General features: G+C 59.0%; 18 protein-coding genes. 8 read left to right on the top strand and 10 right to left on the bottom strand.

All coding sequences use genetic code 11. The annotated features are described in order from the left end of the window. Positions 1-9: 9 nt before the first annotated feature. Positions 10-582: a 16S rRNA (guanine(966)-N(2))-methyltransferase RsmD gene (rsmD, locus tag BUA42_RS10375; protein ID WP_072777681.1), complete on the bottom strand. Its 573-nt coding sequence runs from the start codon at positions 580-582 to the stop codon at positions 10-12. Then, positions 579-1,790 (bottom strand): NAD(P)/FAD-dependent oxidoreductase, encoded by a 1,212-nt coding sequence (locus BUA42_RS10370; RefSeq protein ID WP_072777680.1) that lies wholly within the window; start codon positions 1,788-1,790, stop codon positions 579-581. Before BUA42_RS10370 ends, rsmD begins: the two co-directional genes overlap by 4 nt. A 94-nt stretch (positions 1,791-1,884) precedes the next feature. On the opposite strand from BUA42_RS10370, the gene BUA42_RS10365 reads away from it, so the two are divergent. After that, positions 1,885-2,373 (top strand): peroxiredoxin, encoded by a 489-nt coding sequence (locus BUA42_RS10365; protein ID WP_072777679.1) that lies wholly within the window; start codon positions 1,885-1,887, stop codon positions 2,371-2,373. Between the two features lie 150 nt (positions 2,374-2,523). On the opposite strand, the gene BUA42_RS10360 is transcribed toward BUA42_RS10365, so the two are convergent. Together BUA42_RS10360 and mutY are read right to left on the bottom strand one after the other, a co-directional pair. Next, positions 2,524-3,660 (bottom strand): alkane 1-monooxygenase, encoded by a 1,137-nt coding sequence (locus BUA42_RS10360; protein ID WP_072777678.1) that lies wholly within the window; start codon positions 3,658-3,660, stop codon positions 2,524-2,526. A 108-nt stretch (positions 3,661-3,768) separates the two neighbouring features. Further along, positions 3,769-4,824: an A/G-specific adenine glycosylase gene (gene mutY / locus BUA42_RS10355; RefSeq protein WP_072777677.1), complete on the bottom strand. Its 1,056-nt coding sequence runs from the start codon at positions 4,822-4,824 to the stop codon at positions 3,769-3,771. Between the two features lie 82 nt (positions 4,825-4,906). Here mutY and BUA42_RS10350 point away from each other — a divergent pair, with 82 nt between their 5' ends. Together BUA42_RS10350 and BUA42_RS10345 are read left to right on the top strand one after the other, a co-directional pair. Further along, the gene (locus tag BUA42_RS10350; RefSeq protein ID WP_072777676.1) at positions 4,907-5,419 is read left to right on the top strand and encodes a DUF721 domain-containing protein; all 513 of its coding nucleotides are present in this window, start codon (positions 4,907-4,909) and stop codon (positions 5,417-5,419) included. A 30-nt stretch (positions 5,420-5,449) separates the two neighbouring features. Continuing rightward, positions 5,450-6,130: a DsbA family protein gene (locus BUA42_RS10345; RefSeq protein WP_072777675.1), complete on the top strand. Its 681-nt coding sequence runs from the start codon at positions 5,450-5,452 to the stop codon at positions 6,128-6,130. 4 nt (positions 6,131-6,134) lie between these two features. Here the strand turns inward: BUA42_RS10345 and BUA42_RS20945 are convergent, their stop codons facing one another. Further along, positions 6,135-6,332, bottom strand: a complete 198-nt coding sequence (locus BUA42_RS20945) for a hypothetical protein (RefSeq protein ID WP_143152675.1) — start codon at positions 6,330-6,332, stop codon at positions 6,135-6,137. Here BUA42_RS20945 and BUA42_RS10340 point away from each other — a divergent pair, their 5' ends adjacent. Together BUA42_RS10340 and BUA42_RS10335 are read left to right on the top strand one after the other, a co-directional pair. Then, the gene (locus BUA42_RS10340) at positions 6,333-7,694 is read left to right on the top strand and encodes a DUF4214 domain-containing protein (protein ID WP_072777674.1); all 1,362 of its coding nucleotides are present in this window, start codon (positions 6,333-6,335) and stop codon (positions 7,692-7,694) included. A gap of 47 nt (positions 7,695-7,741) precedes the next feature. Continuing rightward, entirely contained in the window at positions 7,742-9,094 is a 1,353-nt protein-coding gene (locus BUA42_RS10335; RefSeq protein WP_072777673.1) for a DUF4214 domain-containing protein, read from the top strand. Here the strand turns inward: BUA42_RS10335 and BUA42_RS10330 are convergent. From BUA42_RS10330 to BUA42_RS10315, 4 genes are read right to left on the bottom strand one after another with little or no spacing between them, the layout of a single operon-like run. Then, a complete protein-coding gene (locus BUA42_RS10330; protein WP_072777672.1) occupies positions 9,091-11,136 on the bottom strand; it encodes a glutamine amidotransferase in 2,046 nt (681 codons plus the stop codon). The two genes, BUA42_RS10335 and BUA42_RS10330, sit on opposite strands and share 4 nt — an antisense overlap. Beyond that, positions 11,136-13,907, bottom strand: coding sequence for a DUF4159 domain-containing protein (locus BUA42_RS10325; RefSeq protein ID WP_072777671.1), 2,772 nt, complete (start codon positions 13,905-13,907; stop codon positions 11,136-11,138). The genes BUA42_RS10330 and BUA42_RS10325 overlap by 1 nt, the downstream gene beginning before the upstream one ends. Further along, positions 13,904-14,779, bottom strand: coding sequence for a DUF58 domain-containing protein (locus BUA42_RS10320; RefSeq protein WP_072777670.1), 876 nt, complete (start codon positions 14,777-14,779; stop codon positions 13,904-13,906). The genes BUA42_RS10325 and BUA42_RS10320 overlap by 4 nt, the downstream gene beginning before the upstream one ends. Further along, positions 14,776-15,783, bottom strand: coding sequence for an AAA family ATPase (locus BUA42_RS10315; RefSeq protein ID WP_072777669.1), 1,008 nt, complete (start codon positions 15,781-15,783; stop codon positions 14,776-14,778). Before BUA42_RS10315 ends, BUA42_RS10320 begins: the two co-directional genes overlap by 4 nt. A 69-nt stretch (positions 15,784-15,852) precedes the next feature. Between BUA42_RS10315 and BUA42_RS10310 the strand changes: the two genes are divergently transcribed. Continuing rightward, positions 15,853-16,434, top strand: coding sequence for a DUF1285 domain-containing protein (locus BUA42_RS10310; RefSeq protein ID WP_072777668.1), 582 nt, complete (start codon positions 15,853-15,855; stop codon positions 16,432-16,434). An 82-nt stretch (positions 16,435-16,516) separates the two neighbouring features. Further along, positions 16,517-16,747 carry a DUF2798 domain-containing protein gene (locus BUA42_RS10305; RefSeq protein WP_072777667.1) on the top strand — a complete coding sequence of 77 codons (231 nt, stop codon included), beginning with the start codon at positions 16,517-16,519 and terminating at the stop codon, positions 16,745-16,747. A 13-nt stretch (positions 16,748-16,760) separates the two neighbouring features. On the opposite strand, the gene BUA42_RS10300 is transcribed toward BUA42_RS10305, so the two are convergent. Then, positions 16,761-17,579 carry a sulfotransferase family protein gene (locus BUA42_RS10300; RefSeq protein ID WP_072777666.1) on the bottom strand — a complete coding sequence of 273 codons (819 nt, stop codon included), beginning with the start codon at positions 17,577-17,579 and terminating at the stop codon, positions 16,761-16,763. A gap of 141 nt (positions 17,580-17,720) precedes the next feature. On the opposite strand from BUA42_RS10300, the gene BUA42_RS10295 reads away from it, so the two are divergent. Next, on the top strand, positions 17,721-19,298 hold the full coding sequence (locus BUA42_RS10295) for a DUF5928 domain-containing protein (protein WP_072777665.1): 1,578 nt from the start codon (positions 17,721-17,723) through the stop codon (positions 19,296-19,298). Positions 19,299-19,300 lie beyond the last annotated feature (2 nt).

Genomic DNA, 19,300 nt, shown 5'->3' with positions numbered 1-19,300 from the left:
CGGAGCCTATCACACAGACGCAGCGTTCCCAAAGCGCAAGACGGTCACATGCGTGTCGCCGTAGCGGCGGGTGTCCAAACGTGTGAACCCGTCCGGAGCCATCTGTGGCGCGATCTCTTCCCAGACGACCAAGGCTCCTTCGGCCAGCCATCCCTTGTCCATCGCTGACGCAAGCGCCTTTTGCCCAAGCGACTTACCGTAAGGCGGGTCAAGAAAAACGAGGTTCGCGGGTTCGGTGTCGCACGGCGGAAGACGTGTGGCATCGCGCTGGATGACACGCGCATCGGGGCACTCAAGGTTCTTGATGTTGGCTTTTATGAGCGACACGGCTTTGCGCCCGTCGTCGACAAACACAACACTTGCCGCGCCACGCGACATGGCTTCAAGACCCAATGCGCCGGTGCCCGCAAATAGATCGAGCACGGTCGCGCCCTCGAACGGTTCGCCAAAGCGACCGCCGCCCAGCATATTGAACAGGCTCTCGCGCACGCGGTCGGTGGTCGGTCGCAGATGCGCGGCGGGGTCGCCTTTGCCGACGTTTGCCAGAGGCCGTCCGCGATAGAGGCCCGCGATGATCCTCACGCTTTCAGTAGGGCTTTGAGGTCTGACCCGGGATCGGCAACGGCTTCCGCGCTTGGCGACTTGCCCGCTTCGATCAGCCGTTTGCCCACCATGTAGGCGCGCGGATCGTTCATCGCGTCGATGGCAAGAAGCGTGTCGCCAGCGAAGTACCAATGCGACTGCGCGCCATCATCGCTCTTCCGGGTGACAATCCGATCATAGCCCGTATTCAACCCCGCGATCTGCAGCTTGATATCGAACTGGTCCGACCAGAACCACGGCTTTGCCTCGTAGCGCTTGTTCGCGCCGAGGATGTTATCCGCCACACATTCCGCCTGATCGATCGCGTTGCCAACGCTTTCGAGACGAAGTTGAGTCCCCTTCCACGGAAACGACGCGCAATCGCCTGCCGCCCAGATATGCGGGTCCGATGTGCGACTGTGGTCGTCGGTGCGGATACCATTCTCCAAGATCAGACCCGCACTTTCGGCGAGGCGCGTGTCTGGCGTGATGCCCACGCCGACGATGACGAAATCGACGTCGAGCGTGCTACCGTCGCTCAGAACAGCCCCCGACACTTTGCGGCCCGTCCCGATCAACCTGGAAAGGCCGACACCTTCGCGGATATAAACGCCGTGTGCGGTGTGCAGATCGCGGAAGAAATCGGACGTTTCCGGCGACGCAACCCGTTGCAGGATGCGGTCGGCCATTTCAACCAACGTGACGCGCAGTCCAAGCTTGGCTGCGACGGCCGCCGCTTCCAGCCCGATATATCCGCCGCCAACGATCAGAAGCCTCGCACCTTCGATAAACCAGGGCGCCATCGCGTCCACATCTGCAATCGCACGGACGACCATCACCCCGTCAAGATCACCCCCGATCGCGGCGGGCAGCCTGCGCGGTCTGGATCCGGTCGTGAGGACAAGTTCATCATATTGCAGAACCTCTTCCCCGACCTGTACGGTTTGCGCCTGTGGGTCGATCTTCGTGACAGGTTTGCCAAGACGGAGAACGATGTTCTGGTCTGCATAGAACTCGCGCGGCCGCAGGTAGAGCCGCTCGCGGTCCATGTCTCCCAGAAGATACGCTTTCGACAGGGGGGGGCGCTGATAAGGCGGCACAGGCTCTTCACCGATCAGGGTGATGTCACCGTCGAAACCTTTCGCACGCAAGCGAGCGACGCAAGACGCGCCGGCCTGTCCGGCCCCGACAACAATGAGATGGCCCATCTGTGCCCCTTTTTCCGAACTGCCATTGGTCTGGTTCGGCGCGACCCTATATGGCAGGACATCGGAAATGCAATTCTAGAGCGAGGGACACAACATGACGATTGCACTCGGCGATAAACTGCCGCAAGCGGATCTGGTGAAAATGGGCAGCGATGGCCCCGAAACGGTGTCATTGGCCGACCACGCCAAAGGCAAGAAACTGGTCGTGTTTGCGGTTCCAGGCGCGTTCACCCCGACATGCCACTCGGCCCATGTGCCAAGTTTCATTCGGACGAAGGACCAGTTCGAGGCAAAAGGCATCGACGAAATCATCTGTGTGGCGGTGAACGATCCGTTTGTCCTGCAGGCCTGGGGCGAGTCGACGGGTGCCACGGCGGCCGGGATCACCATGCTGGGAGACGCGCAAAGCACGTTCACCAAAGCGATGGGTATGGACTTTGATGCCCCACCGGCAGGTTTGATGGGACGGTCGAAGCGCTATGCGATGATTGTCGATGATGGGAAGGTTACGGCGCTGCATGTCGAAGAAAGCCCGGGCGTCTGCGAAGTGTCCGGTGGTGAAGCCCTTCTAGAAGAGCTTTGAAGACTGGCAAACGCTTGTCTTCAAACGAAACCCAAGAATTTATTAGGGAATGCAGAAGAAACTTCGTACGAAGTTTTTTGACGCTCTCCAGTAAATTCTAGTGAAGGAGGACGTAAATTGCCCTCCTTTCGTGTTGAACGCTGATGTCGTTCAGGCGCGCAACTTGTTGTATCGGGACCAGTCTTCGATCTCCGGGTAATACTTCTTTCGCCAGGCCTGAACCCGCGGGTTCATCATCGCGCGCCATTTGCGCGGGAACAGTGCGAAGAAGGTCATCACCGGGTACCCGTAAGGCAGTTGCGGCGCGTCTTCTTCGTCGTAGGTCTGCAAAAGCGGAAAGCGGCGATCAGGCTTGTAATGGTGGTCCGAGTGGCGCTGCAGGTTGATCAGGAACCAGTTTGACGCCTTGTGGGACGCATTCCAACTGTGGCGTGGCTTCACATGTTCGTATTTGCCGTCACCCAAATGCTTTCGCGTCAACCCGTAGTGTTCGACATAGTTGACCAATTCCAATTGAAAGATCGCCGCCACCGCCTGAAGCACGAAGACCAAGACACCGAGCCAGCCGCCAAGCAAAAACGCCAGCACGAGGAAGGCGAGCTGCAGCCCCCAATAACGCCAGAAGGGATTGCTTTGATGCCACCAGGGAAGCTTCTTGCGAGCCAGCATGTCCCGCTCGGCCCGGAACGAAGACAGCAGGCATCCCTTCAGGACACGCGGGTAGAACCGCCAGAAACTCTCATTATATCGTGCCGTCACCGGATCGCGCGGGGTTCCAACGTAGCGGTGGTGGACCAACAGGTGCTCTGACCGGAAGTGCCCATAAAGCACCATGTTCATAAGCAGATCGCCCATCCAGCGTTCAAGCTTGTTTTTCTGGTGCATCAGTTCATGCGCGTAGACGATCCCGATACTGCCCGACAAAACACCCATGCCCACGGTCACGAGGTAGGTCTCGAGCACGCCCAGATGATCTGCCCGGGGAACGTACCAGACCAGTCCGAAGATCATCAGGAATTGCAACGGTGCCCAGATCAGCGTGATGAGCCGGTGGTAGACCAAGGCACTGTCTTTGGTCTGCGGATCAAGGTTGTCCACGCTTAGACCCAATGCCGCATCGAGCGTCGCGAAAACGCCCCACGCCGCGAGGATCGGTACAATCACCCAGAAACCGCCAAGAAACGCGCTCGCGAGGACAAGCGGAATCATGAACAGCGACAACCAGAACGGCAGCGCGGCGCGCAGGGGAAGCCGGGTTTCAGAGGGGTGAAAGGTGCTGTCTGTCATGTTGATCGCTTACGCTTAGGGTTCGGCGCGAAATCTAGCAGGCGCAGCCTGTCATCACCAAGACTGACGTTGCGGTCATTGCGTGACCGGTTGCCTTTGTCAGCGGGGTCAGGGCTTAGAAACCAGATTGAACGCCTTGCGCATCACTGTCGGCAACATAGCTGGATCGAATGTTTCAACCGCGAAGAATCGACCGCGCTCTGGGGTGCGATCCATCGGAACAAGCGCCGTTTTCACCGTGAGCCGTAGGTGGAAATGGGTGAAGGTGTGCCGCGCTTCTTCGTCGATAGAGCGCCATTCGGCGTGGATCGGTGGGGCTTCCTCCGGTGCATCGTTCCAGTCGCTTCCCGGCCAGCCGAGCATGCCACCAAGAAGGCCGCTGTCAGGCCGAGTCTCGAGTAACAACGCGCCGTCAACGCGCCGGGCGATGTACGCGATGCCGAACCGTGTTGGTTTGCGTTTCTTTGGCGTCTTCTTTGGCAGGTCCCTCGCGGTTCCAGCGGTCCAGGCCCGGCAAGCCGACCGCCATGGACAAAGTCCGCATGCCGGGTTGCGCGGCGTGCATATTGTGGCCCCGAGATCCATCACCGCCTGCGCATAGCAGCCCGGGCGGTCTTCGGGCGTCAACGCTGAGGCATAGTCCATCAGTTTGGGCTTGGCGGCAGGCAGTGGTGTGTGATCGTCATAGAGCCGAGCCATCACCCGCTCCACGTTGCCGTCCAGAACGGTCTCCGGGCGATCAAAGGCGATCGAAGCGACGGCCGCCGCCGTATAGGGGCCGATCCCGGGCAACGCGATCAGGGCGTCATAGGTCTCTGGAAAGACGCCGCCGTATTCCGTGTGCACGACCCGTGCACATTTAAGCAGGTTGCGCGCGCGGGCGTAATATCCCAAACCGGCCCACGCCGCCATGACGTCCGCGTCTTCTGCCTTTGCCAGGTCGCTGACCGTCGGCCAGCGGTTCGTGAACGCTTCGAAATAGCTTTTGACGGCGGCCACTGTTGTCTGCTGCAACATGATCTCGGACATCCAGACGCGATACGGATCAGGACGGACGCCACGTGCGCGGTCTGACGGGCCGACGCGCCAGGGCATGTCCCGGGCGTGGCGGTCATACCATTCCAAAAGCACCTGCGGCTCGGGTGCATCACGCGGGTCTGACATTCCTTTGATCTCTGCTCTGATTTGTGGGCTGGTTGCGGTCGCGCCGCGACACTAGGATAGTGTTCGACAGGAGGAGTCAAACATGCCGACGCGCACCGGTCAGACCAGAGGCTTCAAACGCACGTCGAGCCTTTTGCAGACGCAGATCCGCAAAGCGTCAGAGACCCGCGGCTTCGCCCAGTCACGTCTCCTCACTCACTGGACCGAGATTGCCGGTGAAGACATTGCTGCGATCTGCCGTCCTGTCGACATTCGGTACGGTCGTGGCGGTCTTGGAGCGACGTTGACGGTGCTTACCACAGGGGCCAATGCGCCGATTCTGGAAATGCAGAAAGAGAAATTGCGAGAGAAAGTGAACGCAGTTTACGGCTATAACGCCATTTCGAATCTACGCATCACCCAGACGGCGGCGTCCGGCTTTGCCGAAGGGCAGGTGAGCTTCGATCATCGTCCGGTGCGATCCGATGACACCGCGCTTCCAACGATCTTGCCGCAGGCAAAAAAACTGACCAGGGATGTTGAGGATGAAGGATTGCGCTCTGCCCTGGAACGCTTGGCCAGCAACGTCTATTCAAAAACGCAAAATCGGGCCTAGGTCCATCAAGAGACAACAGAGGGTTTCGCAATGAAACAACGCATGATGACAATTGCCCTTGCCGTAGCAGTGGCCGGTGGTGCGGGCTGGTGGTTCACCCAACCGGCAAGCACTCCAACCGTGAATGGTCAGGAAATCGCTTTGCCCGGCGCCGCCAATGCGCAGGAAGCCAGCGGCGAGACATTCGTCGTCGAAGAGATGGTCCTTGGCGCAGAAGACGCACCGGTCGAGGTGATCGAATACGCGTCCTACACGTGCCCGCATTGCGCGTCGTTCCACGCCGGGGTCTTCAAAGACCTGAAGGCTGACTACATCGACACCGGCAAGGTGAAGTTCATCTACCGAGAAGTCTATTTCGACCGCTACGGGCTCTGGGGCTCCATGATTGCCCGCTGCGGCGGCGAAGACCGGTTCTTCGGCATCACAGACCTGCTTTATGAACAACAAAGCGCTTGGACCCGTGCAGGCTCCGAAGCCGCTATCGCCGACGAGTTGCGGAAGATCGGCCGGATTGCCGGCCTGGAAAACGAACAACTCGAAGCGTGCCTCAGCAATGGCGACAAAGCCCGCACACTCATCGAGTGGTACCAGGCCAACGCTGAAGAACACGGCATCAGTTCAACCCCGTCCTTCGTGATCGACGGCGAGACTTACTCGAACATGAGTTACTCGGAATTCCAGCAGATTTTGGACGATCGTCTAGGCGGCTAACTCTCTAGATCTGGAAACTGGCGAAAACCGCATTGTCACCCACAATGCGGTTCTTTAGCTGACGCATGTCAGCTTCCGCATCACTTTCTTTTGCGCCTGGTTTCACGTATCCGTTCATTTTGAAAGAAAGAAGTTTACCAGCTAAAGGCTTTTGCCTAGCCTCAGACTCATTCTTGTAAAACAGCTTTAAAGGTGAATTCATATGCCCGTCTCGATTCGTGGTGAAGAAAACGGCAATTCAGTTCGAATTATTGTCTCTCTGGATCAAGCCACCACCGGCGATTTCAGCGTTCAGGTCGCTCCGGAAATGGTGCTTAATAATGCGAGTTTTTCGCAAGAGCTTCTTTTGGTTCCCGGTGATACCGAAGAAGGTACCGCGGCGGAGACGGATGACAATCTTTTTACCGCCGCCGTGCAGATCAATATTGCCGGTGCTGTAGGTGCAAACACAGACATCTATGCGTACGAATTTACGACGTCAGGCGCAGGGTCGATCCAGGTCAGCAGTCTTTTTGCTCTGACCGAGAGTTTTGACGCTTCGTCTGACGAAGTTTCTGACTTGATCACGTTTAATTTCGGTGGCGGGAACGGAACGCCAGCCGCAACGCCCGGTCCCGATATTCTCATGGGAACGGACGGTCCGGAATTGATCCTTGGTCTTGATGGAAATGACACCTTCGAGGCCAGTGCAGGCAACGATACGCTTGAAGGCGGAAGCGGGGATGATACCGCCGCCTACACAGGCCCGCAGAACAATTACACAGTTACGATCTCACCTAGCGATACGACGATTCAGGATCGTCGCGAAGATGGTGACGGGATTGATGCGTTACGTGACGTAGAAACACTGACCTTCGAAGGAGAGGCAGCTGCCAGTCCTCTCGACCTGACCAAGTTCGGCGGTGCGGGCGGTCTTGAGTTCACAGACTTCCTCGCGCTGATCGAGTTATACATTGCCTATTACGACCGTGCACCCGATGCGCTGGGCCTGAACTTCTGGGCCACTGTCTACAATCGTGGTCTGTTTGGCGAGGAGGGTGGTTTAAGCCTTGACGAAATTGCTGCCGATTTCGCAGGCCAGCCGGAAACGCAAGCCGCATTTCCGTCGGACGTGTCCAACGAACAGTTCGCGCTCACAGTTTACGCCAATGTCCTCGGCCGTGCTCCGGACACAGCCGGTTTGACATTCTGGACCGGGCAATTGGACTCGGGCAATGTCAGTAGGGACGTCTTCATACTCGAAGTTTTGAAGGGGGCAAAAGCCACACCGCCTGTCGATGCGACGCAAGACTTCATAGATCAGCAGTTGGCCGACCAAGCCTATCTTGAGGAGAAGACAGAGGTCGGAGCGTATTACTCGGTGTTCTACGGGCTTTCCAATCTGGACGCGGCCGATAACGTAATGGAGACATATGGTGACGCGAGCACAATGAATTTCGCAGGTGCCGCAAGCGCTGCTTCGGGGGCCTTTACGGAGGCGGTAGAGGGCGACAATCCAGAGTTCCTGATGCCTGTTTTAGCAGTTCTGCCAGACAATTACTTCGACGCTTTCATCGCGCTTTGATTTTTATAGTTAAGCGCATCTTTTTAACTGCTAAGGAGGCATAAGCAGTGCCCTTCAGGCTTGAGTCCGGTCAATTCGGTAGCACATTTTTTATCAACATCGTCGCAGACCAGGCATTGCCGGCTGGTACCACGTTCGAAACACTCATCCGGGGTCTGGTGAATGCCACGCCGGTTCCGGGAGTTGCTCCGGCCCCCTATGTCGGCATCGTCGACAATGACGCGACGCTGACCAGCTCGCAGGTCACCGAGACTGGGGATTTCTTTTTCGATTCAACAACTGGAATTCTCGGAGACGGTGCGTCGCCGGGTGACGTACTCTACGCCTACGAATTCTCGGTCAATCGCCCTGGTTTCTGGGACATCGATTCGTTCGAGGTCATTCTGAACAACACGGGCGTCGTGAATACGATTGTCAATATTTCGCAGCAGCTCTCTTTCGGTGCGCCGACGACCGATATGACCCCAACAGATGGCCCCGATATGCTGGTGGGGACTGACGGCCCAGACACTCTTTTCGGTCAGCAGGGTAACGACACGCTTCAGGGTGACGAAGGCAACGATACAATTCAAGGTGGCGCTGGAGTCGACACGGCAAAGTATTCCGGCCCTCAGAACAGCCATACGATTGTCATTACACCGTCGTCTATCACGGTGGAGGATCGGCGTGTCGATGGCGACGGGACTGACACGATTAGCGGGATCGAACGCCTGAAATTTGAAGGTGAGACTACCATACCGGCCTTCGACTTCGCCAGTTTCGGTGGGGCAGGGCAACTTACAGCGGAAGAGCTTGAGCTCATCATCGAACTCTACATCGCGTACTTCAATCGGGCACCAGATGCTGTCGGCCTGAACTTCTGGGCCACGGCCTTTGCGAATGGCGTTTCACTCAAAGAAATGGCCGAACTCTTTGCCCCGCAGCCCGAGACGGTCGCGGCCTATCCTCCGGGCACAAGCACGCTCGATTTTGCGACTGTTGTCTACAACAACGTCCTGGGTCGTACCCCGGATGCTGAGGGTCTGGCTTTCTGGGCCAACGCGCTCGAAAGTGGCGGCGTTACTCGAGACAGTTTTATTCTCGAGGTGATCAACGGAGCAAAAGCACCGATCCCCCCTGACGTCGGCCCCGATTTCATTGCACAGCAAGAGGCCGACCGTATCTACCTCGAGACGAAGACCGACATCGGCGCGTATTTCGCGGTCCATCTTGGAATGTCCGATACCGACCATGCAAAGACAGTCATGGATTTATTCGATGGTTTCGCAATCACCGAGGTCGATGCGCGCGATGCGGCCGATACGTTCTACGCGGATGCCCTTGATCCCACGACCGGCGAGTTCTTGTTACAGGTTGTTGGTGTCGTCACCGACGATTTTGACCTGGCGTCGGTGATCTAACGATCCCGTCGCCCCTCGCGCAACCACGCACCAAGGATCAGCGCGGAGGCCAGTAGTAACGTCAGCCACCCTGGCATCATCGGGGTCTGCGTGACATCCAATGTTTCGAATGCCTCCCGTGGGGTGATGCCGAGCCAGCCACGTCCGGCAGCGGGTCGGCCTTCGCCTACGGCCCGGATACTTGGCAGACCGTCTTCAAGCCGACGCACACCACCTCGGGTGCCGTCGATGGCGGGTTCAAGAGCCTCCCCGCTTGCGATGGTTTCCTCGAATTCACGCGGAGCGGCTGGGCCAAGCCCGACAACGGCGTCCGCGTCGCCTTCGGCCAAACGGTACAGCCCGATCTCCGGACCCGTGTATAACGCTTCGAACCGGCCGGGAGAGGCTTCTTCAAGGGTGATCTCTTCCTCTGTGCCGTCGGGCCGGGTGATGGTGACGGGCCCAATGGTTTCATCCAGCGTCCGGCGGATGATCCGCATCGTCTGTCCTGTCGGTTCCGCCCAAAGCGCTTCTTCTTCGAGCTCTGGCTCTTTCATCATCCAGTGTGCGAGGCGGCGCAGCAGGTCGAGCTGTGGTCCGCCGCCTTCAAACCCGCGCGACCAGAGCCATGCGTGATCGGACGCAATCAGGGCGACGCGGCCTTGCCCGATGCGGTCGAGCACCAGAAGCGGACGGTCATCCACACCGCTCAGCACAACGTCACCGCCGATGGGTTCAACCTCGATCTGTCGCATCCAGCGACCCCATGTCTCTGCGCCGGTCAATCCGGCTGTCACCGGATGACGTTCACCAAGATCGGTGATCGTGGGCCGAAAGCCGCGCTCAATCACACGCGCGGTTGGCTCGGCGGGCAGGATATCGGCCAAGGGCGACCGATAGATACTGTCTGCACTGGCAAAATCCGGACCCGCCGCCACAAGAACGGCACCGCCCTCTTCGACGTAGCTGCGCACATTGTCGAGGTAGATCGCAGGCAAAATACCACGTCTCTTGTAACGGTCGAAGATGATCAGGTCGAAGTCCTCGATCTTCTCGAGGAAAAGCTCCCGCGTCGGAAACGCGATCAGCGACAGTTCTGTCACTGGCACGCCATCCTGCTTTTCGGGTGGGCGCAGAATTGTGAAGTGAACGAGATCGACTGAACTGTCCGACTTCAGCAGGTTGCGCCATGTGCGCCCTCCGGCATGGGGTTCCCCGCTAACCAGAAGCACACGCAACCTGTCGCGCACGCCGTTGATCTGCACCAGCGCGGTGTTGTTGCGGTCGGTGAGTTCGCCCTCGGCTTCTGGGACGGTGAATTGAATGACGTTCAGCCCACCGTGCGGCAGAGTGATCGGCAACTCGATGTCCTGACCAATCGGCATATCGAATTGCTGAGGCCCCTCGCCATCCACCGAGATATCAATCGTGGTCGAGATGGCATCCGGCGCTGCGCCATCGTCTTCGACGCGCAGCGTCAACGTAACCGGTTCACCCAGAATGGCGAAAGCTGGCGCGTTCTTTACGATCAGGCGACGATCCCAGTCCGTTTCTTCGCCCGTCAGCAAAAGGTGCAGCGGCGCGGGGAGGTCTGGCGTCCGCTCAAGGTCGTGCACACGCCCGTCACTGATGAGAAAGACCCCGGCAATCCGTCCGCGCGGTTCCTCGGCCAAGGCATCGGAGACAGCCGACATCAACAACGTTCCGGTGTCGCCTTCGCCATCTCCGACCTCGATGCGGCGAATTTCTGTGTTTGGACGTGTGTTGAGCTGTGCCGCAAGCGCGACCGAAGCGTTTGTCGTGGCATCGAGCCGGTCGCCGAGTGACTGGCTGGCGCTTTTATCTTCGACGATCAGCACAATGTTCGACAGGGGCGCGCGGTCTTCCACCTGATAGGACGGTTGCGCCAGAGCAGCGAGAACGACCAGCGCCGCCAACGCCCGCAGCGCCCAACCCCGCAGGCCGCGCCACAGGGCAAGAGCGATCCCCGCCGCGGCAAAGGTGGCCAGCGTGGCAATCACAAACCACGGAAGGAGTGGGTCGAACACAATGCTGCCGGTCATCACTGCCCCAGTCTGTCAAGAAGTGCAGGCACGTGGACCTGATCGGATTTGTAGTTCCCGGTGAGCACGTGCATCACCAGGTTCACGCCAAACCGGTATGCGATCTCGCGCTGGCGTTCGCCCGAATACCCGCGGCCAATGGGATAGAGCGGATTGCCCTGTCGATCCATCGCCCATGCCGATGCCCAGTCGTTGCCGCCGATCACGACCGGCGTGACGTTGTCGTTGAGATTGCGGAACGGCATGCCCTCCACCAGCTCGGCATCCGGTGGGGAAGCTTCGACCCAGACATCCTGACTGCTGTGCCGCCCTGGGAAATCCTGAATCAGGTAGAAGGTCCTCGTCAGCACGTGATCCGCCGGGATCGGTTCAAGCGGTGGGATATCCAGCGGGGCCGCGAGTTGCTGGAGTTTGCGCCCATTGGGGCTTCCTGTGCCGAACCGCGCGATGTCGGCGTCGCGGGTATCGAACAGGATCATGCCGCCGGAACGAAGATAGGTGTTCAGCTTGGCGTAGGCTTCGGCGGATGGCGTCGGCTGATCAGGCGTGATCGGCCAGTAGAGAAACGGGAAGAACGCCAGTTCGTCCGTTTCGAGATTGACCGCCACCGGGTCTGCCGGTTCGACCGATGTGCGGAAGAAGAGCGTTTCTGACAGACCGCGCAATCCGGCCTGCGCCACTTGATCGAGCCTGTCGTCACCTGTGACCACATGCGCGAATGTCACCTCTGCCGTGGAGGCAAGGGCAAATGCGTCCTCTTGTGATTGCGCTTGTGCGGGCATTCCGGGCAACAGCAAAGCAGCAACTAGTAACCCTGCCGCAGTCACGCCGCGCGGACGAGACAGGCGACCCGACAGGAACAACGAGGCCACGATATCGACAAGAAGAAGTGCGATGGCAGCGGCCAGGAGAAATCCGGCCAACGGCGTTTCCTCGGAGCGCGACAGGCCTTCGACCCGGATGTCAGAGGGCCACACAGCAGGTGTCAATTCCGCATCTGCCGACAGAACGTTCCGCGAAACCGCGCGGTCTTGATTCTGGTATAGGCCGGGACGTAAGTCTGCGCTCAGCGGCGCATCGGCGAGATCTTCGCCTGCGACCCCAGGAAGCGTGCTTCCGTCACTTAGCGACCCGAACGCATCAAGGACCACGGTCGGCTGCCAGACCGTCCCGGCGAGTTCTTCGGCAGTGGGCTCGGCCGAAGTGCCTGCGGCGATGGCGAGGCGCTCCAGCATTTGTACGAAAAGCCCAGACAGCGGAAGGCTAGACCACTCGGCATTGGCCGTCACGTGGAAGAGGATGATTTGGCCCTGACCTACCGGCTTGCGCGTCACCAACGGCGTGCCATCGCTCAGTTGCGCAATCACGCGTTCCGCGAGTGCCGGATCCGGTTGCGCCATGACTTGCGCCGAAATGGTCACGTCTGGCGGAATATCCAAACCGAAGAACGGACTGTCTTCGGTAAACGCCGCAAGCGATTTCGGTTCACCCCAGCTCATCGCGCCGCCGACGCTTCGCCCACCCGCGCGCAGGCGTACCGGCATCAAGGGGTCTTCCTCATCGCGGCTAACGTCACTGGCGGCAAGGCGCGGGCCCGCGAAGCGCAGTAGGATGCCACCTTCTTCGAGCCAATCGAGAATGGCTTCCTCCTCGGCGGCACCAAGGGTCGCAACGTCGGCCAATGCGATCACGTCGGGATTGGCCGGGATCATATCCAGAAGCGCCCCGGTGAGAAGGTCGGCGCTCGGTTCAAGGGCTTTTTCAAGATAATGAAGCGGCGACAGGAGCTGCAGGCCTTCGCGGTCTTCGCGGCCCGCCATCAAGGCAACTTCGCGGCGCCGCAAACTGTCGTCGGGCAGGGTGGTGGCGCCAGCGCTGCGATTGCCTTCGATCTCGAACCGCGTGATCCGTGCGCGCAATTCTGACGGCAGGGCGAGGGCTGTTTCAGCTTCGTTTGCATCCGCCTCGAACAAGGCGTTCGCACGCGCCAGTATGGCGGGGTTCCCTGCCGGATCGCGTCCCTGCGCGAGGATCGTGACCTCCCTCTCGCTGCCGGTCTGAGCGCGCTTCGCCGTTAAAACGATATTGCCATCTTCGAACCGTGCGGGGGCCAGCCCCAGAATGGTTTGCCCCGCCTGGAACACAGTAACCGTGCCGCGCGAGTCAAGCTCGGACAGAAGTGTCTCACGGCTGTCGCGCGCCAGTCCATCGGACATCCAATACGTGTCGAATCCGCCATCCGGAAGCAGCGTGAGAGCGCGGTCTATCTGTGCCGCGCGCGGCTCCCAAGGATCGGGGTTCAAGCCCACAAGGCGCGCGCGCAAATCGTCGGCGGCCTGGAAGCTGGTCGGTTCTGGCGCGGATAGTTTCATGAGGGCGACACGGCGGTCATCCCGGGACGCTTGTGCTAGCAGCCCGTCCAGTGCCTCTGTGCGTGCACGCCAGCTTGCTGCGCTTGCCCAAGACCCGTCCATAACGACAAGAAGCGGTGCGTTGCTTGCGGTGGCTTCGCTGTTTTCGGGGTTCAAGATTGGTCCGGCAAGTCCGATGATCAGGGCGGCAACCGCGAGCATGCGCAGCAGCAAGAGCCACCATGGTGTACGGTCGCTGACCTGTTCGTCATCCTTGAGCCCGAGCAATAGAACGACGCCCGGAAACAGACGCCGGATCGGCGCGGGTGGAACGGCCCGCAGGATCAGCCACAGGATCGGCAGCGCAAGCAGCGCCAGCAAGAGCCAGGGGGTGGCGAAACCGATACCGAAAAGCGTCATCCGTGTGCCCCATCCATCGCGCGGTAGATCCAGAGCAAGGCGGATTGCGCGCTGTCATTTGTGTGATGGCACAAGTATTGCCAACCGGTTAATCGCGACAGGTGTTCAAGCCGCTCTTTGCGCTGCGCCAGCCGGTCGAGATAGCGTGTTCTCAGATCGCCGGCCTTCAGCGTTTCATGTACATAGGCACCGCCCACGCTTTCGAAAATGGTTCGTCCGTCAAACGGAAACACTTCTTCACTGGGATCGAGGATTTGCACCAACGCACCGCGTACCCCGCGGTCCGCGGCTTTTGTCAGCGCCGCTTCGACCGGTCCCGGATCGCCGAGGAAGTCTGAAAAGAAGATGGCCCGGGATTGCGGGATCATGCCGCGCGCTTCAGGCTCGGAATAGTCGTCAGCGTTGTCGACCGACAGCATCTCGGCCAGACGGGTGATCTGTGCCTGTCCGCGGCGCGGCGGCAGTTCGAACCCGGTCAGACCGACACGTTCACCACCGCGGATCAACAGGATGGCACTCGCCAGAGCGAGCGTGCGCGCCCGGTCGGCCTTGGTGCTGAGGTTTTGGTCCGACGCAAAGCGCATCGAAGCGGCCTGATCGACCCAGAGGATCACGCTCTGCGCGATTTGCCATTCGCGTTCCCGGATGAACTGGGTGTCGCTTTTTGCAGACCTCCGCCAATCGATGTCACGCAGCGCATCCCCTTGCTGCATAGGGCGGTACTGCCAGAAGTCGTCGCCCAATCCGGAACGCCGGCGCCCATGATCTCCCAACAGAACAGTCCCGGCCAGATGCTCGGCGCGGGCCAAGAGTGCCGGAAGCCGTGAGGCTTCCTCTTCCGAGCGTTGGCGAAGGGCTGTTACCGTGGTCACGCAGCGGCCTCGGTCGGGACCATTCCGTGCGCAACTTCGTCAATCAGATTGCCCAGATCGTCTCCACGCGCCCGCGCGGAGAAGGTGAGCGCCATCCGGTGCGACAGGACTGGCCGTGCCATGTTGATGACGTCCTCGGGCGCCGGAGCAAGACGCCCTTCAAGAAGTGCCCTCGCGCGAACCGCCAGCATCAGCGCTTGCGCGGCACGTGGGCCGGGGCCCCATGCCACGGTGTCCTTCACGCGATCCCCCGCCAGTTCATCATGCGGACGGAAGGCACGCACCAGATCGAGGATCATCTCGACCACGGCATCGCCCACTGGCATCCGGCGCAACAGTCTCTGCGCCGCGATCAGTTCTTCTGCTGTAAACACCTGGTAGGCTTCCGCCTCTTCTGCGCCGGTTGTGGCAAGAAGGATTTCCTTCTCAGTCTGGCGGTCCGGGTACTGCACATCGATCTGCACAAGGAAGCGGTCCAACTGCGCCTCGGGCAGTGGATACGTGCCTTCTTGCTCAATGGGGTTTTGTGTGGCGAGCACGTGGAAAGGCGCGTCCAGCGTGCGCGTCTCACCCGCGACCGTGACGACTTTTTCCTGCATCGCCTGCAAAAGCGCCGATTGCGTTCGAGGCGAGGCGCGGTTGATCTCGTCCGCCATCAGAAGCTGGCAGAAGATCGGTCCCTGAATGAACTTGAACGCCCGGCTTCCGTCAGCGCCAGTCTCAAGCACTTCGGACCCCAGAATATCGGCTGGCATGAGGTCCGGCGTAAACTGCACACGATTCCCGTTCAGCCCCATCACGGTCGACAGTGTCTCTACGAGGCGTGTCTTTCCCAGACCAGGGAGGCCGATCAAAAGGCCATGACCACCGCACAAGAGCGAGGTGAGTGTAAGTTCGACCACACGCTCCTGACCAATGAACCGCTGCGTGATGGCAGTTTTGGCTTGCGCCAGCTTTTCTTCCAGCGCTTCGATCTCTGCCACCAAATCTTCGCCTGCGGCCATGACGTCTCTCCCTTGCGGATTATCTGATTTGAGGAAAGTGTAACGCGCGGGGGCAAAATGGCAAAAGCAATGAGCGCACAAGATCGTGTTATTCCGTCCGCTGAGGGCATTGCTGCCTCAGCACGCGCCACCAAAGGCAAAGGCTTGCCGCCTGTACACCTGTGGAACCCTCCGTTTTGCGGGGATCTGGACATGCGCATCGCGCGCGACGGGACGTGGTTTTATCTGGGTACACCGATCGGCAGGTTCGAGCTGGTGAAGCTGTTCTCGTCGATTCTGCGGAAGGACGGTGAGAAATACTTCCTTGTGACGCCCGTCGAAAAGGTCGGCATCACCGTCGACGACGCTCCGTTCGTGGCGACCGACTTCAACGTGACCGGTGAGGGCCAAGAGCAGGTGTTGACCTTTACCACCCATGTCGGTGATCGGGCTGCAGCTGGGCCAGAGCATCCGATCCGGGTGGTGCGCGACGCCGAGACCGGTGAACCGTCTCCCTACGTTTTGATCCGCGCAAACCTCGAAGCGTTGATAGATCGGAAGAGCTTCTACCGTTTGGTCGATTGCGGCACGCATCACGACGGGTGGTTCGGGGTTTGGTCGGGCGGCGACTTTTTCCGCATGATCCCTTCAGATGAACTTCCGGATGCCTGAGCCGATTGCGGCTTGAAATACAGCCATGAGCTTCATATTCTGAAATCAGAATTTGATATTCGCCATCTGGGTAGGTCACTTCATGTTCGCACCACGCTTTGCCCCCGTTGTCTTCGGGTTCCTTCTGTCGGGGCTGATGTCCTTTATCGTGTCTCTTGTCGCGACCTTGCGTGCGGCGGGTCTGACCGATGGGTTCATCGCGCTCTGGATGTCCGCCTGGATCCCAAGCTGGGTGGTCGCCTTCCCGACGGTGCTTGTCGTGGCACCAATGGTCCGTCGCTTTGTAGAGCGGAATACGCGGAAACCGGTCTGAGACCTTTTGTGGATCAATCGCCCAGCTTGGCGTGCACTTCGTCCAGGTCGATTTCGCCGATGGGCATCTTGTTGCCCGGGTTTTCGAAGTCGTATTTGAACAGCTCGAAATCGCGTTTGTACATCTCGTAGACCAAGTGCATTGACAGGTCGTCGAAGTAGTCTTCTACGGGGTGCGCGCGCTTCGGCCCATGCCCCTCGCTTTCATTGAAGCGGGGGATTTTCTTCAGATCGACCTTCTTCTTCGTCTTCGTCCGCCCCAACACTTCGGCCATGCCGTCATTGAAGCTCTCGGTCCAGAAGATGTGGTCATAATGCCCGCCATTCACGATGAACGTGCTGATATGGCCCGACATCGCTGACCAGTGGATATCGGGGTCCATCGGACGCCGCCAGCGGATCGTATCGCGCGCGAATAGCAGGAACCGGCGGAAACTCTGGATCTGGTCGAATTCCTGTTTGCCGTCCGCACCGCCAACTTCGATCCCGTATTTCTGGATCAACAGCGGCACGAGGTTGCCGCGATAGCGTTTGCCGTTCCGCTGAATGCCGCAAATCTTGTCGAAGAACGAGCTCAGGATCCGCGTGTAAGGGTTTCGCACACAGGTAAAGGCGAACGTGTCATGCGCTTGGACACGCTGCGTGATCGGGTCCTTGCTATGTTCAAGCGCCCACTTGTGCAGACCGCTTTGCGCATCGTGAATGTCGCCATCGAAGAAAGTGCCATGATCGGAATAGAACATGATCTGCCCGATGGTCGAGCAGGCGCATTTGGGCACGACGCGATAGACCATGCTTTCGCTCTCGGTCATCCACGTTCCGGGAAATCCCATAGTCCTGCCGCCTTTTGCCTCGTACCGGGCTCTTGTGGTCCCGTAACGTAAACAAAAAATCAAAGAAAGGCAGTTTATTCAATGGCGGAACGCGCGTATCAAATCAGATACAAGGATAAATGAGAGCAGATGCCCCCCTGAATGGCAAACATTGCCTTCATATTGCTGTGTCACAAGGACCCTGACGCCATCATTCGTCAGGCGCTTAGTCTGACGGCGGTCGGGGATTACATCGCAATTCATTTCGATGCGCGCGCGGACGCGGCGGCGTTCAAAACCATTCACACGGCCCTTTCAGACAATCCGAACGTGGCGTTCGCCAACAAGCGCATCAAATGCGGTTGGGGGGAATGGTCGCTCGTTCAGGCCACCCTCTACGCGGTCGAAGCCGCCGTCGAGGCCTTCCCGCGCGCCACACATTTCTACATGCTGTCCGGAGATTGCCAGGCGATCAAAACGGCAGAATACGCCCACGATTATCTGGACCGCACCGAAGCGGATTTCATTGAAAGTTTCGATTTCTTCGCCTCGGACTGGATCAAGACCGGCATGAAGGAAGAACGGCTGATCTATCGGCACTTCCTGAACGAACGCAACAACAAGTGGTTGTTCTACAAAAGTCTCGAATTGCAGAAAAAACTGGGTTTGTCGCGCAAAGTGCCGGAAGATCTCGAGATCCAGATCGGCAGCCAATGGTGGTGCCTGCGCAGACGCACAGTTGAAGCGATACTCGACTTCATCAAGCAGCGCCCAGATGTAAAACGGTTCTTCAGCACAACCTGGATTCCCGACGAGACATTCTTTCAGACCCTCGTCCGTCATCTGGTGCCTGAGCAAGAAATCGAGTGCCGGACGCTGACATTCCTCATGTTCTCGGACTACGGGATGCCGGTCACCTTCTACAACGACCATTTCGACCTCCTGCTAAGCCAGGACTTCCTGTTCGCTCGCAAGATCAGCCCCGAAGCGCTCGAACTCAAGGAACGGCTGGGCTCGCTCTACTCTGCCAAAGGTGTGAATTTCGAAATCTCGAACGAAGGCCGGTCGCTCTACAAGTTCCTGAGCGGCAAAGGCCGGATCGGTCGCCGCTTTGCGGCGCGGTTCTGGGAAAAAGAAAGCACGCTGGGGCGCGAACGGGAATTGCTCATCGTCGTTTGCAAGAAGTGGCACGTGGCCAAGCGGCTTGTGTCTCGCATCCGAAAACTGACGAACATTCCCTGCATCGAATACCTGTTCAACGAAGAACACACCGAATTGCCTGATATGGGCGGTATTCAGACCACGCTTGGCAAACGTCATCGCCACCGGCGGTCGCTCATGCGGATGATGTTCGACTACTACGACAGTGATCGCATGGTGGTGTGTATGGACCCCGGCAACCTTGATCTGCTTGAGGATTTCTGCCGTGACCGCGCCACGACCCGGCTATTGGAAGTGCAGTGCAATTTTTCGGACGACTATCTCATCGGCCACGCCACACGTGTGGGGCTGGCTGGCGATCGCACGCCGGTCGAGACGCTCATGCGTCTGCTGCCCACGATCCGGAACGACATCGTCCATGAAAGCGACCGGATCCGTGATGCGGAGTTCGAAAACTATCTGTGTATACACGAAGAAAACAGCGCCGAAGTGAACGCAAAAGCGCTTGCGACCTTCCTTTCGGCATCCCGCGAGCAAGCGCTTGAAATTGCGCGTACAGACCACCTGTTTGCAGATTAGAG

The sequence above is a fragment of the Marivita hallyeonensis genome, from assembly GCF_900129875.1.
Classification (GTDB): Bacteria; Pseudomonadota; Alphaproteobacteria; order Rhodobacterales; family Rhodobacteraceae; genus Marivita; species Marivita hallyeonensis.
Note: the sequence above shows the minus strand (reverse complement) of the source record. Positions and strands in the feature narration are given on the sequence as shown.

Excerpts from the sequence above, each read along its gene's own strand:
- BUA42_RS10295 (WP_072777665.1), top strand. The coding sequence starts at position 17,721 with ATGGCAAACATTGCCTTCATATTGCTGTGTCACAAGGACCCTGACGCC.
- BUA42_RS10325 (WP_072777671.1), bottom strand. The coding sequence starts at position 13,907 with ATGACGCTTTTCGGTATCGGTTTCGCCACCCCCTGGCTCTTGCTGGCG.
- BUA42_RS10330 (WP_072777672.1), bottom strand. The coding sequence starts at position 11,136 with ATGACCGGCAGCATTGTGTTCGACCCACTCCTTCCGTGGTTTGTGATT.
- BUA42_RS10305 (WP_072777667.1), top strand. The coding sequence starts at position 16,517 with ATGTTCGCACCACGCTTTGCCCCCGTTGTCTTCGGGTTCCTTCTGTCG.
- BUA42_RS10340 (WP_072777674.1), top strand. The coding sequence starts at position 6,333 with ATGCCCGTCTCGATTCGTGGTGAAGAAAACGGCAATTCAGTTCGAATT.
- BUA42_RS10370 (WP_072777680.1), bottom strand. The coding sequence starts at position 1,790 with ATGGGCCATCTCATTGTTGTCGGGGCCGGACAGGCCGGCGCGTCTTGC.
- BUA42_RS20945 (WP_143152675.1), bottom strand. The coding sequence starts at position 6,332 with ATGAATTCACCTTTAAAGCTGTTTTACAAGAATGAGTCTGAGGCTAGG.
- BUA42_RS10300 (WP_072777666.1), bottom strand. The coding sequence starts at position 17,579 with ATGGGATTTCCCGGAACGTGGATGACCGAGAGCGAAAGCATGGTCTAT.
- BUA42_RS10315 (WP_072777669.1), bottom strand. The coding sequence starts at position 15,783 with ATGGCCGCAGGCGAAGATTTGGTGGCAGAGATCGAAGCGCTGGAAGAA.
- BUA42_RS10345 (WP_072777675.1), top strand. The coding sequence starts at position 5,450 with ATGAAACAACGCATGATGACAATTGCCCTTGCCGTAGCAGTGGCCGGT.
- mutY (WP_072777677.1), bottom strand. The coding sequence starts at position 4,824 with ATGTCAGACCCGCGTGATGCACCCGAGCCGCAGGTGCTTTTGGAATGG.
- BUA42_RS10310 (WP_072777668.1), top strand. The coding sequence starts at position 15,853 with ATGAGCGCACAAGATCGTGTTATTCCGTCCGCTGAGGGCATTGCTGCC.
- BUA42_RS10360 (WP_072777678.1), bottom strand. The coding sequence starts at position 3,660 with ATGACAGACAGCACCTTTCACCCCTCTGAAACCCGGCTTCCCCTGCGC.
- BUA42_RS10350 (WP_072777676.1), top strand. The coding sequence starts at position 4,907 with ATGCCGACGCGCACCGGTCAGACCAGAGGCTTCAAACGCACGTCGAGC.
- BUA42_RS10365 (WP_072777679.1), top strand. The coding sequence starts at position 1,885 with ATGACGATTGCACTCGGCGATAAACTGCCGCAAGCGGATCTGGTGAAA.